Annotated in this window: 11 protein-coding genes; 5 read left to right on the top strand and 6 right to left on the bottom strand. The window is 60.0% G+C overall.

Annotated elements, in window-relative coordinates; genetic code table 11:
- Nucleotides 1-203: 203 nt before the first annotated feature.
- Together A6U87_RS24825 and A6U87_RS24830 are read left to right on the top strand one after the other, a co-directional pair.
- Nucleotides 204-590, top strand: coding sequence for an acyl-CoA thioesterase (locus tag A6U87_RS24825; protein ID WP_065693986.1), 387 nt, complete (start codon nt 204-206; stop codon nt 588-590).
- A 3-nt stretch (nt 591-593) separates the two neighbouring features.
- A complete protein-coding gene (locus A6U87_RS24830; protein WP_065693987.1) occupies nt 594-1,181 on the top strand; it encodes a hypothetical protein in 588 nt (195 codons plus the stop codon).
- 26 nt (nt 1,182-1,207) lie between these two features.
- On the opposite strand, the gene A6U87_RS24835 is transcribed toward A6U87_RS24830, so the two are convergent.
- The 3 genes from A6U87_RS24835 to A6U87_RS24845 all read right to left on the bottom strand — a co-directional run bounded on the left by A6U87_RS24835 (nt 1,208) and on the right by A6U87_RS24845 (nt 4,304).
- The gene (locus A6U87_RS24835) at nt 1,208-1,561 is read right to left on the bottom strand and encodes a DMT family protein (RefSeq protein WP_065693988.1); all 354 of its coding nucleotides are present in this window, start codon (nt 1,559-1,561) and stop codon (nt 1,208-1,210) included.
- A 96-nt stretch (nt 1,562-1,657) separates the two neighbouring features.
- Nucleotides 1,658-2,830 carry a DUF1501 domain-containing protein gene (locus A6U87_RS24840; RefSeq protein WP_065693989.1) on the bottom strand — a complete coding sequence of 391 codons (1,173 nt, stop codon included), beginning with the start codon at nt 2,828-2,830 and terminating at the stop codon, nt 1,658-1,660.
- A 10-nt stretch (nt 2,831-2,840) separates the two neighbouring features.
- On the bottom strand, nt 2,841-4,304 hold the full coding sequence (locus A6U87_RS24845; protein ID WP_065693990.1) for a DUF1800 family protein: 1,464 nt from the start codon (nt 4,302-4,304) through the stop codon (nt 2,841-2,843).
- 338 nt (nt 4,305-4,642) lie between these two features.
- On the opposite strand from A6U87_RS24845, the gene A6U87_RS24850 reads away from it, so the two are divergent.
- Nucleotides 4,643-5,881, top strand: a complete 1,239-nt coding sequence (locus A6U87_RS24850) for a TIGR02594 family protein (RefSeq protein ID WP_244499566.1) — start codon at nt 4,643-4,645, stop codon at nt 5,879-5,881.
- Between the two features lie 17 nt (nt 5,882-5,898).
- Here the strand turns inward: A6U87_RS24850 and A6U87_RS24855 are convergent, their stop codons facing one another.
- From A6U87_RS24855 to A6U87_RS24865, 3 genes are all read right to left on the bottom strand, one after another.
- Complete coding sequence (locus A6U87_RS24855; protein ID WP_065693991.1) at nt 5,899-6,576, bottom strand: dihydrofolate reductase family protein; 678 nt, start codon at nt 6,574-6,576, stop codon at nt 5,899-5,901.
- 195 nt (nt 6,577-6,771) lie between these two features.
- Nucleotides 6,772-7,947, bottom strand: a complete 1,176-nt coding sequence (locus tag A6U87_RS24860; protein WP_065693992.1) for a GGDEF domain-containing protein — start codon at nt 7,945-7,947, stop codon at nt 6,772-6,774.
- 133 nt (nt 7,948-8,080) lie between these two features.
- Entirely contained in the window at nt 8,081-9,331 is a 1,251-nt protein-coding gene (locus tag A6U87_RS24865) for an MFS transporter (protein ID WP_065694103.1), read from the bottom strand.
- A 248-nt stretch (nt 9,332-9,579) separates the two neighbouring features.
- On the opposite strand from A6U87_RS24865, the gene uvrB reads away from it, so the two are divergent.
- A complete protein-coding gene (gene uvrB / locus A6U87_RS24870) occupies nt 9,580-12,423 on the top strand; it encodes an excinuclease ABC subunit UvrB (RefSeq protein WP_065693993.1) in 2,844 nt (947 codons plus the stop codon).
- Between the two features lie 144 nt (nt 12,424-12,567).
- Nucleotides 12,568-14,364, top strand: a complete 1,797-nt coding sequence (locus tag A6U87_RS24875; RefSeq protein ID WP_065693994.1) for an ATP-dependent endonuclease — start codon at nt 12,568-12,570, stop codon at nt 14,362-14,364.
- Nucleotides 14,365-14,565 lie beyond the last annotated feature (201 nt).

A 14,565-nucleotide genomic window follows, 5' to 3' on the forward strand; every position in this document is an offset into this window, starting at 1 on the left:
GGAGAAACTTACATAACGCTACGTCAATTGCACCTTCAAGAGAGGTGACGGACGACTAAGAAATTGAATACAAAGAATTTTCGGCGAGAGAATATAATTTCGGCGCGGTTTCAGGCACGCCTTTCCCGGCGCTTTTAGGAACGGGGCCTTTGGGTTAGGCTTGCCGTGAATCGACAATGGCAATGCAACATACAGGAAGTCCCATGGCTGAACCCACCAAACCGACCGGCACCTTGACCCTGCGCACCGTCGCAATGCCCGCCGATGCCAATCCGGCTGGCGACATCTTCGGCGGCTGGGTCATGGCGCAGATGGACCTTGCGTCCGGCATCTGTGCCTCCGAGCGGGCCAAGGCTCGCGTGGTGACCGCTGCCGTCAAGGAAATGGCCTTCGCCCTGCCTGTGAAGATCGGTGATACGCTTTCGGTCTACACCCAAATCGAACGCGTCGGGCGGACCTCAATTACGCTTTCGGTCGAAGCATGGGCGACGCGGGCGCGCTACAACGACATGCTACGCGTAACTGCCGGAACCTTCATCATGGTCGCACTCGACGAAAAAGGGCAGCCGACGCCCGTACCGGCGGAGTGACGGATGGAGCAAGTCGCCTCTCCCGAAGTCTTTCTCCATATCAAGGTCGTTATGGGGATGGTGCTTTCGTTGAGCCTTGCTCGCCTTCTCACCGGGCTCGCCGGTATCGTCCAGCATCCCGGGAAGAACAAGGTCTACCCCGTCCACCTGGGGTGGGCGCTGTCGCTGTTCCTGTTCATCATCCATATCTGGTGGTGGGAATATCGCCTGCAGGCCGTCCCTGTCCTGCATTTCGGAATCTACCTGTTCCTGGTCTGCTTCTGCAGCCTGTTCTTCCTGCTTTGCAGCCTGCTCTTTCCGGCGTCCCTCGACGACTACGGCGGCTACGAGGAATATTTCATCTCGCGCCGCCGCTGGTTCTTTGGCCTGCTCGCGCTCACCTACGCGGTCGACATCATCGACACGGCCATCAAGGACCAGGATCATATTCAGTCGCTAGGCTGGGAGTTTCCAGCCCGCAACATCGTCTACATCCTGCTTTGCGTCATCGCTGCCTGGACCGCCAACCGGCGGTTCCACGCGATCTTCGTGACGCTGAACCTGATCTACCAGATCAGCTTCATCTTCCGGCTCTACGACGTGCTGGGCTGACAACCGGCGGCGAGGCGACGAAAGCCTCAGCCGCGGAAGATGAAGGACGCGCCCACGGCGATCAGGGCAAAGCCGATCGCATGGTTCCAGGTCAGGCTTTCACCGAGCCAGAAGACGGAGAACCCGGAGAAGACGATCAGTGTGATCACTTCCTGCATCGTCTTCAGCTGCGCGGTCGAGTAGACCTCGGAGCCGATACGATTTGCCGGCACCGCCAGGCAATATTCGAAGAATGCGATCGCCCAACTGACGACGATGGCGATGAAGATCGCCGAACTCTTGTGCTTCAGGTGGCCGTACCAGGCAAAAGTCATGAAGACGTTGGAGGCAAGGAGCATGACAACCGGCCAGATGGCGGCAGGATTGAGGGCAAATGGCATGGATGATTCCCGAGAGTTGGAGCTGGCGCCACCATGTAACGCCAAATCCAAATGCTTCAAGTCGTTGGCGGCTTCCGCCTGGCGCGGAAGGAACCCTTAGATCCTGAGGAACTGCGATCCCTTGTCGAAGCTGACGCCCGGAAAGATCTTGCTGGTGAGATCGCCGGCCGTCACATCGAACTGCCGGTAGAGGGCAGCGGCAGCAAGTTCCCTGATATCGGCCGTCGGCGCCAGGTCGCGTGCATCGAGCAACTGCTGATCATTGAGCCCCGGCCATCGGCCCAGGATACGACCGCCGTTGATGCTGCCGCCAGCGAACACGGCACAGCCTCCGGTGCCATGATCGGTACCGCCGGAGCCGTTCTCGCGCACCGTCCGGCCGAACTCCGTCATTGCCAGCACCACCGTCTTCGACCAGATATCGGCGCCCAGCGTAGCCTTCAGCGTATTGATCGCCTGCGCGAGCTCCTGGACCGGCCGCTTGAACTGCTCGATCTGTCCGGCATGGGTGTCCCAGCCGCTAATGGAAAAACTGGCGATCCGGTAGTCGCCCTTCAACATGCTGCCGGCAAAGGTCGCAACCTCCACAACACCCTTGCCCCGCATCCCATCCGGCTCTGCGCTCATAGAGGCGGCATTGGCGCGCGTGGCTTCCGCCATCGCGCTTGCAAAGGCCGGATCCCCGGCATAGAGGCGTTTCAGGAACTGCATCTCGTCCTTCGCCGGATCAAGACCGGAATCGGACGCCCAGACATCGACATTGTTCGGCCCGGACAGGATGAGTTCCGTCGTCGTGTTGATATCGATCGCCCGGCGCGCATCGGAGCGCGGGATCACCGCGAGCGCGCGGTTGAGCCAGCCCGTCTTTTCCTCCGAGACGTGCTCGCCGCCCGACTCCAGCATGTCCTGCCCGTCGAAATGGCTCCGCTGGTCGCGGTAAGGCGTCGACACGGCATGAACGAAAGCCAGTTCCTTGTGCTTCCAGAGGGGCAGAAGATCGGCCGCCTCCGGATGCAGCCCGAAATGCCCATCGAGATCGAACAGGCCGGCATCGGGCGTGAGGGCGAGCGTCGGGCGAAGCGCCGCAAAGCCGGCCTCGCCATAGGGCTGCACCAGGTCCAGCCCGTCCATGGCGCCGCGCAGCACGATCGTCACGAAGCGATTGTCGCCGGGCATGGCCGCGAAGGTGACGGGCGTGAAGATCGGCGCGGCCGCCACGCAGCAGGCCGAGGCGAGAAAGCTGCGGCGGGAAAGCACGAGATTTGTCATGGCCAGGCTCCTATCGACGATTGAATTCCGGCGACGCCAAAGCGAGCATCAAACCGCTGATCTTGCTGGGTGCCTGGCTGACAACGCGGATCGTATCGTCGCGCGCGGCATCGGCAAGCGTTGCCTTGAGAAACTCGCGTGGATCCAGCCCCTGCCCGAACTGAGCCGAGGCCCGGCGCGCCCAGCGGAGCCGCTCTGCCAGCTGGCTCGCGGTGATCCAGACCGAGAAGGACTCCTCGAACCCGGCCGGGCTCGGGGGCTCCCACATCGGCTGGCCCATGCGACGCAATGCGCCCTGCCCGATCGCCATCATGGTTTGCGTCGCCTTGCGTGTCTTCGCCGCCGCCGGATCGTCGTCCGTCATCGCCTGAGTGTCGGTTACGTCGTCGTTGCCGTAGGCTTCAAAAAACCTGCCGACATCGCCATCGCCGCCCTCGTCGTTCAGCGCCCGTAGCCCCGCGACCACGAAATCGAAAGGCTGCCGCGCCTTCGCACCGGGATTTGCCCAGGCGGCGGGGTTGTCGAGCATCGCAGCATAGATCGAGGTCAGGTCGCCATCCGTCCGCTTCCACGCCGCCGTCATGGCCGCGATGATGTCATCGGGCGGTTGGTCTGAGATGAAATGGACAACGAGCTTGCGGCAGATGTGCTGTGCCGTTTTCGGGTTCGCGGCGAGGTCATCGAGCAAGGAGAGAAAATCCCGCGGCGACCTGCGCACGCTGCCGTAATTCACGCCCAGAACCTTTTGTGAGCCTGGCTCTGATATGCTCGGCTGGAACACCATGTCGACGTCCAGCCGATCCGTCGTCAGTCCGGTCAGCACCATTGCCGCCGCCCTAACATCGGCCTGCGTATATCCACTGCCGGCGCCAAGCGTATGCAGCTCCAGTAGCTCGCGTCCGAGGTTTTCGTTCAAGCCCTTCTTCTTGCTGAGCCCGCCGGCGGAATCCGGACCGAGCGACAAGACCTGATCGAGGTAGATCAGCATGGCCGGATGTTCCGTGGCACTTCTCAACAGATCCGCAAAACGCCCATTGATGTGCGGACGAATGGCTTCTGCCTCATAGAGCGGGACGACCAGCCGCATCTGTAGGCTCTTGCTGGCGCTCGTCGCGAAGTGATTGGTCCAGAAGGTCGCAAGACGCTCGTGAAAACCGTTTGGAGACAGCACGGCCTGCAGAAGCCGCGCATTCAAGTCCTGTTTGAAACTGTGCTCAACGCTCTTCTGTAGAACATCGCGGCGCTGCCGCCGCGTTGGGCCGTCCGCAACGCGACGCAGATCGTGCAGCCCTTGCTGGAGATCGGCGATTTGCTTGCGCCGCGCCTCGATCCCGCCGACCGGGAATCTGGGCGGTGATTGCCCAACGGCCTTCAACTGACCGAGCAAGTCGTTATTGCCCTGAACCGGCGCCTCGCCGGGCCGCAGGCCATAACCGAAGCGGATGGCCGCCATGGTGGGAACGGAAAGGCTCATCGGTTGTCACCTCCATATCCTTGGATGGCAACAAGCTCTCAGCAAACCTGTCGAAAATTGCGGCAATTTCGGAACATGGACAATTTGTAATTCTTCCGCGATTTCATACCGTTAACGGCCCACGAAAGAGACCCTGTCGCCGGTTTGCGCGGTCGAGAAAACAATGCACAATTTGTGATTGCGTGCGATTTGTATCAATCACCACGGATATATGCATTTGATAGATCCGCCTGGGAGAATGCGGCCGTTGCATGTCTCGACGCCGCTCTATCGATACCGAATTCCAACCGAAAAACATCGCGGTGCCGCAAAGCGGCATCCGAAGGCGGAGCCTTGCCATGGAAACCCTGAGAGGCATTCCCGAAGCAGGATTGGCAGATACACTTGCCGATCTCGTACAGACGAAAATGATCGTGCTGTCGCTGACCAAGAGCGACGGCGCCTACACGGTTGTCTATACCCCGTCGAGCCCCTCGATGGACACGGAGCGGCTGGATCAGGCGCTGCCGAGCAGCCCGCCGGTCGCCAACATGGACGATCCGAGCCCTCCGCCTGCCGGCGCGCCCGGCGAGTTTGTCCACGCGCGGTCCATCGCGCCGAAAACAATCCTCTACACCGATGCCGACGGACGCGACCAAATCCGTGAAGGCGGGTCCCGCTCGTGGCGCAACTGCAATCCCGGCAATATCCGCAAGGGCGATTTCTCGCGCAACTGCGGCGCCATTGGCGACGACGGCAGCTTCGCGATCTTTCCGGACGAAACGGTCGGCAAGGCCGCGATCATCGCGCTTATGAAGACGGCAGCCTACATCAGGTTGACCTTGAAGAACGCGATCTTCCGCTACGCGCCGCCGAGTGAAAACAACTCCGAGGCTTACGCCAGGTTCATTCACGACAAGACGGGCATAGCGCTCGACGCCGTCCTTTCTGATCTCAAGGCAGACGACTTCCGTCGCATCGCCAACACGATCCAGATCATCGAGGGATGGAAGCCCGGAATCATCCGCGCCAATGCGCCACCCGCGCCGCTGATGAACGCGAAGATCGGGGTCGCCTCATCCGCCGCATCCGCCACGCAGGACTGGATGGCAATTGCCCGGCGAGAAGCCGCCCTTCCGCTACGCGAGCGCAGCCAATGGCCCGACCCCGGCGAGAACCCGCGCATCCTGAACTATTTCAAGGTCTGTGCGCCCTGGTTCGAAGTCGCGGGCGGCGACGAAGTCGACTGGTGCGCGGCATTCGTCAACTACTGCCTGGTCACCAGCGGTCACATGGGAACCGACCACCCCGGCGCGCGGTCCTTTTTCTGGAACAAGAAGAACCAGTTCCACGTGCTGTCGGGACCACAGCCCGGCGCCATCGCGGTACGCCGCTATGCGCCGTTCACCGACCCGAAGTGGACAACCGGCAACGGCCATGTCGGCTTCGTGGTCTCCTGGACCAGCACGACGGTCACCCTGCTTGGCGGCAACCAGAGCAACACGGTCTGCGAAAAGACCTTTCCATTGCTGGAAAAGAACAGTTCAGGCGCAAAGCAATCGGAGTTCGTCGCCTTCCTGATGCCGGTGATCGTCTGAAGGATTGGCGGTGGTCGCTACAGGACGTCGTAACGCAGATGCAGCACGTCGTGGGGCAACCTGTCGACGCCCTTCAGCGCTAGGCGCGTTGCATCTCCCGCCGGCCGGTCGAATGTCGTCGGCATGCCCGCGCTCCCATCGGCAATCGGCAGGATCAACAGGCTGATCTCGTCGATGAGGCCCGATGCCAGGAAGCTGCCGTTGATGCCGCCACCACCCTCAAGCAGCAGCGTCCGGATCCCGAAGTCCCGTCCGAGCACATCAAGCGCCAGCGACAGATCGATTTCGGACGCGCCCGCGAAGATATAGGAGATGCCGTCCCGCTGCAGTTCGGCGAGGTGGTCGTCGGAAACATCCTCCGAGAGAATCATGACGATCGGATCGCCGTTGATGTTGTCGATGTTCATATGCAGCTTCGCATATCGGTCGACGGCAACGGCATAGGGTCCTGCATTGGCGGCGGGCGCCTTCCACGTGGTACGCGCATAAGCCTGCATCGCAGTCGCCGCAATGGGTTCACCTTCCGCGAAGTCCGCCATCGTCACGCGGCCGACACACCATGCGTCGCCCCCAAGTGCTTCGTGGATCCCCTCATAGATCTCCGTCAGTTGCTCAGTGAGGTCGTCGGGCCAGTGTTCGGGCACGATCCGGCCGTCGATGCTGGATCCCATGTGCATGATGACGCGAGGCTTCAATTCACCCTCCAACCGTTCGCTCGATAAAGGGCGACCAAAGCGTCCACCCACTGGATCAATACTCCTGCATCGTCTCACGGAACAGGATTTCGTTGATGTCTACACACTCGGGCTGGCGCAAGCGGGAACCATCGATAGCCTTGCGCGCTGGCGAATGCTCTGCGTTATCGGGCGTGACGCACTGATCGTCGGTGCCTACGACGCAATGTGGATTGCCGGCGCTTCCCTTGCAGGCGTGCCTTCGAGCATGACACGGTTGCGTCCGGCCTTCTTTGCGGCGTAAAGGGCGGCATCCGCACGACCGATATGATCGATCATCGGCGCCTCGCTGGCATTGACGATCGCAACGCCGAAGCTCGCCGTTATCTTCCCGGTGTCACCGATTTCCTTGAGATCGGCAGCGGCGAAGGCTTGACGAACGATATTGGCAAACTTTCCGCCCTCGGCAAGGCCAACTCTCGGAAGGAATGCGACGAACTCCTCGCCGCCAAATCGCGCCGCAAAGGCGCCCTTGGGAAGCCGCGCCCGCAACAGATCTGCCAGCCAGGCAATAACGGTATCCCCCGCGGCATGGCCGAACGTGTCGTTGATGCGTTTGAAATGATCGATGTCGCAGATGATCACGACACCGCTAAGCTCTCCCCGCGCCTGCAGCTTCCTGGCCGCCTCCTCGAAAGCGCGCCGGTTGAGAAGGCCGCTCAACGAGTCCCGCTCCGCGGCGTGACGGTATTGTGCAATCGTGTCGAGCGTGGTGGCAGCAAGCGCCGAAAGCGCAAAAAGCAGGGCAATGACGGATGCGCCCGCCTGCATGACAAAGGCGTAGATGGAGCTCTCGAATTCATCGGGGCTTGGAGCCGATGACAGAAAGCCAAGCAGCGCAACGTCGCGAACGATCGTCTCGAGGACAATCAAAGAAGCGACGCCGAGCAGGATTCGATCGATCGGTTCGCGGGCACTGCGAAAGGACACGACAATGGCAAACGCCAACAGGATGACACAGGCCGCGTCGCTGACGATGAGCTCAACCGGCAGGCTCTGGAGCACTAGGACCGTATAGGCCAGCACGGCGTAGACGAGCACGCAGAAAGTCGTTCGGAGCAAGAAGCGGGAAGGTTGGTTGAACCGCTTGAGCAGCGCGCCGCCATACCAATAAAACGCGGCAAGAAAGAACGCTTCCGCCGTCAGCGCCTGCACCGGTTGTGGCGCCATGTAGAGAAGCATGGGAACGGAGAAGGCGACGGCTGCACACAGAAAACCGGCAGCCCAGTGGTAGGCCTCGCGCGACCCGAAACGGCCGACGGCGAGAAAGACACAACCGAAGGTCAACATCATGACCGGGAGCGCGAACGCGAAATTCTCGGGTGAATCCATCAAAATCTCGTGGAGAGACGCAATACCTACCCCCCAGGGAAAAGCTAGCGAAAGACAGTTAAGAAAATCCTACGGAAACGTGACAGTGATGACAAAGTCCGCGGGCGGTCGTCAGACGACCGCCCTCTACCAATCACACACGCATCGCGTGGCGGTGGTCATCGACCGTTTCTCCGCCGAAGCGGACATCCTTTTTCTCGAAGCCGAGACCGGCCAGCACCGCCACCACGATGGCGACAATGGCTGCGACGATCAACAGCGCATAGGCGTAGTCGCCGTCCCAACGCGCCGCCAAACCCGCCTGGATCGTTGCGTTTCCGGAGGCCAACAGGTTGCCGAGCTGGTAAGCGAAGCCCGGGAAGGTGCCGCGCACCTCGTCCGGCGACAGCTCATTCAGATGCACCGGCACGATGCCCCAGGCGCCTTGCACGAAGAACTGCATCAGGAAGGCGCCGATAGCGAGCAGCACCGGACCGGGCGCATAGACCCAGAGCGGCGCCACCGGCACCGCGATCAGGGCGGCGATCACGATCGCCTTCTTGCGGCCGATGCGCTGCGACAGCGCCCCGAAGAATAGCCCGCCGCAGATCGCCCCGATATTGTAGACGATGGCGATGGCGCCGGTGGTGTAACTGTCGTAATTGCGCTGCGTCTCCAGGAAGGTCGGATAGAGATCCTGCGTGCCATGGCTGAAGAAGTTGAACGCCGTCATCAGCAGAACCGCCCAGAGAAACAGCGGGATATTCTCGCGCAGCACGGTGAGGAACGGCCGCCGCTCCTGGCTCTGCCGCTTCAGGAAGGCCGGGCTCTCCTCGACGCTGCGGCGGATATAAAGCACCAGCAACGCTGGCGCCGCTCCGACGAAGAACATGCCACGCCAGCCGATGATGGGAAAGAGCAGGAAGAACACGATAGAGGCCAGCAGATAGCCCGAGGGATAGCCCGCCTGCAGGATGCCGGAGACGATACCCCTGCTCTCCTCCGGCACCGTTTCCATGACCAGCGACGCGCCGACACCCCACTCGCCGCCCATGGCGATGCCGTAGAGCGCGCGCAGCACGATGAACATGGTAAGCCCGGTGGAGAAGCCGGTGAGGAATTCGAAGATCGAATAGAGCAGCACGTTAACCATCAGCGTGATCCGCCGCCCGTATTTGTCCGACGCCAGCCCGAAGAGCAGCGCCCCGACCGGCCGCATCGCCAGCGTCAGCAGGATCGCCACCGAGACGGCGGGAACGTCGGTGTGGAATTCCTCGGCGATATATTTGAGAACGAAGACGAGTATGAAGAAGTCGAAGGCGTCGAGCGTCCAGCCGAGATAGCTGGCGATGACGGTGTTGCGCTGCTGCGGCGTCAGCCGGCGCAGGCTTTCCAGTGCGGACATCATTGTTCCTCCGTCCGAAAGCGGCGGCGAGGCGGGCAATGTCCGGATGCCGTCGAAGAGAGGGATCGCCCGAGCGGGCGCGGGTCATGCTGTGACGGGCAGCGTTCTGGAACGTCAGCAATGCTGCCCTTGTTCCATCACGTTTTGCGTGATCGCAACAATATCGCGCCTTCAGGCTGCAAAAATCCGTTTCCCTTTTGTACTCTTTGCCTCTTCCATTTCGCGCTGACTCTCTCCATATTCCGGCCATGGCCAAATCTCCGAAAAAGTCCCCCGCCGCCGATGGTTTCGAGGAAGCTTCCCAATCCGCGTTCGAAGGCGCGCCGCTGGAGGGTTCCGTCGCCGATTGGGTGAAGCAGCTGGAGGCCGATGCCGAGGCCTCCGGCGTCGAGACCCAGCGCCAGATCGCCTCGAAGGCGGGCAAGCACCGCAAGAAGGTGGAGATCGCCGCCTCCAAATCCGCGCGCGGCACATCCATGGGCGGCTCGACCGACCCGAAGACGCGCGCGGCCGCAGGCCTCAACCCGGTCTCCGGTCTCGACGTCTCCTTGGAAGACGCGGCCGCGCTGAAGGCCGGCACCGCCGTGACCGCCACGGTGGAAGCCCTTTCGGCGCTGATCGAGAGCGGCAATCCGCTGTTCAAGGACGGCAAGATGTGGACGCCGCATCGCCCGGCCCGGCCGCCGAAATCCGAAGGCGGCATCGAGATCCGCATGGCCTCCGAATACCAGCCGGCCGGCGACCAGCCGACCGCCATCAAGGACCTCGTCGAGGGCCTGGAGAATGGCGACCGCAGCCAGGTTCTGCTCGGCGTCACCGGCTCCGGCAAGACCTTCACCATGGCCAAGGTGATCGAGGCCACCCAGCGCCCGGCCGTCATCCTGGCGCCGAACAAGACTCTGGCGGCCCAGCTCTACAGCGAATTCAAGAACTTCTTCCCCGACAACGCGGTGGAATATTTCGTCTCCTACTACGACTACTACCAGCCGGAAGCCTATGTGCCGCGCTCCGATACCTTCATCGAGAAGGAAAGTTCGATCAACGAACAGATCGACCGCATGCGCCACTCCGCCACCCGCTCGCTGCTCGAGCGCGACGATTGCATCATCGTCGCCTCCGTCTCCTGCATCTACGGTATCGGCTCGGTCGAGACCTACACCGCCATGACCTTCCAGATGGAGGTCGGCGACCGCCTCGACCAGCGTCAACTATTGGCCGATCTCGTGGCGCAGCAATACAAGCGCCAGGACATCAACTTCGTGCGCGGCTCCTTCCGCGTGCGCGGCGACACCATCGAAATCTTCCCGGCCCACTTGGAAGACGCGGCTTGGCGCATCTCGATGTTCGGCGACGAGATCGACGCCATCACCGAATTCGACCCGCTCACCGGCCAGAAGACCGGCGACCTGAAGAGCGTGAAGATCTACGCCAACAGCCACTATGTCACCCCGCGCCCGACGCTGAACGGCGCCATCAAGGCGATCAAGGAAGAGCTGCGCCTGCGTCTCGCCGAGCTCGAAAAGGCCGGCCGCCTGCTGGAAGCCCAACGCCTGGAGCAGCGCACCCGCTACGATGTCGAGATGCTGGAAGCCACGGGTTCCTGCGCCGGCATCGAGAACTATTCGCGCTATCTCACCGGCCGCAGCCCCGGCGAGCCGCCGCCGACCCTGTTCGAATATATTCCCGACAACGCCCTGCTCTTCATCGACGAAAGCCACGTCACCATTCCGCAGATCGGCGGCATGTACCGGGGCGACTTCCGCCGAAAGGCGACGCTCGCCGAATACGGCTTCCGCCTGCCGTCCTGCATGGACAACCGGCCGCTGCGCTTCGAGGAATGGGACGCGATGCGCCCCGACACGGTCGCCGTCTCGGCCACGCCCGGCGGCTGGGAACTCGACCAGTCAGGCGGCGTCTTCGCCGAGCAGGTGATCCGCCCGACCGGCCTGATCGACCCGCCGGTCGAAGTCCGCTCCGCCCGCAGCCAGGTCGACGACGTGCTGGGCGAGATCCGCGAGACCGCCGCCAAGGGATACCGCACGCTCTGCACCGTGCTCACCAAGCGCATGGCCGAGGACCTCACCGAATATCTGCATGAACAGGGCGTGCGCGTCCGCTACATGCACTCCGACATCGACACGCTGGAGCGTATCGAGATCATCCGCGACTTGCGCCTCGGCGCCTTCGACGTTCTCGTCGGCATCAACCTTCTGCGCGAAGGCCTCGACATTCCCGAATGCGGCTTCGTCGCCATCCTCGACGCCGACAAGGAAGGCTTTTTGCGCTCCGAGACCTCGCTGGTCCAGACGATCGGCCGCGCGGCGCGTAACGTCGACGGCAAGGTCATCCTCTATGCCGACCAGATCACCGGCTCGATGCAGCGCGCCATGGACGAGACCGCCCGCCGCCGCGAGAAGCAGGTGGCCTATAACACCGAACACGGCATCACCCCGGAATCGGTGAAGGCGAAGATCTCCGACATCCTCGACAGCGTCTACGAACGCGACCACGTCCGCGCCGACATCTCGGGTGTATCAGGCAAGGGCTTTGCCGACGGCGGCAACCTCGTGGGCGGCAACCTGCAGACCCATCTCAACGCGCTGGAAAAGCAGATGCGCGACGCCGCCGCCGACCTCGACTTCGAAAAAGCCGCGCGCCTGCGCGACGAAATCAAACGCCTCAAGGCTGCCGAACTGGCGGTCATGGACGACCCGATGGCGCGGGAAGAGGCACGCTCGCAGGAAAGCAGCAATAAAGCCGGCAAGCCGGCCGCAAGCGCGGCCCCGCAATCCCTCTTCGCCAAGCCCAGCCTCGACGACATGGGCCCCGGCACAGACACCGCCCGCCCCCTGTTCCGCCGCAACGACCTCGACGAAATGACCGTCGGCCGCACCGAAAAGCCCGTTACCGGCAAGCTGCCGGACAAGCCGGATACCGCCAAGAGCACCAAGCGCTTCTCACCCCTGCTCGAAGGCCAACCCGACCGCGACGACCCGCGCCGGCTGGTGCGCGGCAAGACGGGCGTTGGGAGCTATGAGGATCCCGGGGACGTGAAGCGGACGAAGGGCAAGACGGGGCGACCGGGGCGGTAGCCCCCGCCAGCGCGCGACTACGATTGTCCGAAGTCGCGCCAAAATTGTACTTAAGATGTTGCCTCAACAAAAGAATCTGACAGAGTGCGTATGATTGCGACGCAACTAAAATTTGATGTATCTGCGATACAATTGGGGTGAAAATTGAACTTAATCAATGAAATTGAGGTCTCGTATTTTCGCAGTTTCTACAAATTCAAAATACGAAACCTTAGTGATCTGAACGTCATCTTCGGGAAAAATGATTCCGGAAAATCCAATATTGTAAGAGCACTTAACCTATTTTTTGCAGGGAACCCAGACCATATCCAGGACTTTGATTTCGAAACAGATTTTTGTGATTTCCGTCGAAAGGAATCTGAAGAATCGGAAGACATTCGGAAATTCCTGTACGTCAAGGTGACTTTTAACACGCCAAAATCATTTCAAAAATCTCTAGGAGAAAGCTTCTACGTTAAGCGTCAGTGGACGGTATCTCGAGGAATCGATTACCACGAGGAAATATCAAAAAGCATACCCTCAAACAGACGACATATCGCAACTCGCTTCCTAAACAAAATAAGGTTCATATACATACCGGCAATCAAAGATATATCTATATTTGAAATGCTTTTGTCGGAAATACACGAGACCCTCGCAAGCGCACCGGCCTTCAAGGAAGCCGTGAACGGCTTTTCCAGTGAGGTCCAAAATCTTACAAATGCAATGTTCTCGACCCTACCCAAGGACGTGTCATCGAATACTAAAATCGGCGCCCCTACCCAACTAAGTGAACTTTTCAAAACTCTTGATTTTGAAACACTCGGTGACGGGGAAACTGACCCTAAGTCTCTGACGCGCCAACGAGGTGACGGGATTAAAGCACGCCACATCCCAGAACTACTCAAATATATATCTGACAACGACAGCTTTGAATACCATATCTGGGGATTTGAAGAACCGGAGAATTCACTCGACTTCGTCGCCGCGCAATCAGAAGCGAAAAGAATTCTCTCGCTAGCCAAGGATTCCCGCATACAAATTTTTATGACTACTCATAGTTCTTCTTTTTATCTGCTCGATGATGAGAATATTTCGAGATTTTACGTCAGCAAGGACGAACATAAACTTTCGACGGTCTTACAGGGTAGAGAACTGGAAAAGCTGGATCCACAGCAGGCCATTGGGGAAGGTTTCTATTTGCCGGCAGTAGCAGAGGCCCTAAAAGATATAGCAAAGATTGAAGAAAGAGCACAAAGAGCGGAAGAACGAATAAAAACGTTAAATCGAGAACTTCAGAGCATATCCATTCCTGTCGTGCTCACGGAAGGCCGAACTGACGCAAAAATACTACAAACAGCCTGGGAAAAACTTTACGGTGACAAGGATATACCCTTTAAGATCAGAAGCTGCGAGACTAGTGCAGGCGACACTGGTTCAGGTAACGGCGGAGCCCAAAGTCTCGCGGTGTGCCTGAAGGGAGTGGCCGCTGATCACCCGCATACTGTCGTCGGGCTATTCGACTACGATGACGCGGGGATACGTGAGCACAAAATCGACAGGAACTTCGCTGATGTAGAAATAAACGAAAAGTCAGTTCGTAGAGGCATAAACGGAAAAGCTTACGCAGCTCTCTTGCCGGCACCATCTTTTCGGTCGGACTGCGAAAAATACAAAAATATGCCCATCGAGTATCTATTTGAGGATGATTTTCTAAATATAAAGGTAGATGAGAAGGGGCTCGACCTTAAACTGAAACAAGCTTCCTTGAAATTGGGAGATGAAATGATCAGGTTGAACCTTGACGACCATACTCATTTCAAAGAAGTGTCGGGGAGCAAAAGTTACTTCGCCGACACCGTGGTTCCCACCTTTCCCAAAGAAGCCTTCAAGGGATTCGAAGGAGTATTCGCCTTATTGATCGCCATTATTGAACATCAAAAGGCCTCGCCTTTGCAGTAATGTTGGATTGCAAAAGGTTCTTTAGAGTGGGCGCAGTGCTGCACAGCGTCCTTACCCCATCTGCGGAGGCCCCGACGCCCCGCGGGCCCCATGAAAAACCGAGATGCACCGGTACTGCCGCGGGGCGGCCGGCGCCTGAGCGCTCGGCCCGCGCGCCATGCATTTTCCGGGGCGGCCCGTTAAACTTGCATCAACCCCTGC

It is taken from the genome of Rhizobium sp. AC44/96, from assembly GCF_001692185.1.
Classification (GTDB): Bacteria; Pseudomonadota; Alphaproteobacteria; order Rhizobiales; family Rhizobiaceae; genus Rhizobium.

What these genes read in the sequence shown, in the direction of transcription:
- A6U87_RS24840 (WP_065693989.1), bottom strand. Translation starts at nt 2,830, where the DNA reads ATGACAAATCTCGTGCTTTCCCGCCGCAGCTTTCTCGCCTCGGCCTGC.
- uvrB (WP_065693993.1), top strand. Translation starts at nt 9,580, where the DNA reads ATGGCCAAATCTCCGAAAAAGTCCCCCGCCGCCGATGGTTTCGAGGAA.
- A6U87_RS24865 (WP_065694103.1), bottom strand. Translation starts at nt 9,331, where the DNA reads ATGTCCGCACTGGAAAGCCTGCGCCGGCTGACGCCGCAGCAGCGCAAC.
- A6U87_RS24860 (WP_065693992.1), bottom strand. Translation starts at nt 7,947, where the DNA reads ATGGATTCACCCGAGAATTTCGCGTTCGCGCTCCCGGTCATGATGTTG.
- A6U87_RS24850 (WP_244499566.1), top strand. Translation starts at nt 4,643, where the DNA reads ATGGAAACCCTGAGAGGCATTCCCGAAGCAGGATTGGCAGATACACTT.
- A6U87_RS24830 (WP_065693987.1), top strand. Translation starts at nt 594, where the DNA reads ATGGAGCAAGTCGCCTCTCCCGAAGTCTTTCTCCATATCAAGGTCGTT.
- A6U87_RS24835 (WP_065693988.1), bottom strand. Translation starts at nt 1,561, where the DNA reads ATGCCATTTGCCCTCAATCCTGCCGCCATCTGGCCGGTTGTCATGCTC.
- A6U87_RS24845 (WP_065693990.1), bottom strand. Translation starts at nt 4,304, where the DNA reads ATGAGCCTTTCCGTTCCCACCATGGCGGCCATCCGCTTCGGTTATGGC.
- A6U87_RS24825 (WP_065693986.1), top strand. Translation starts at nt 204, where the DNA reads ATGGCTGAACCCACCAAACCGACCGGCACCTTGACCCTGCGCACCGTC.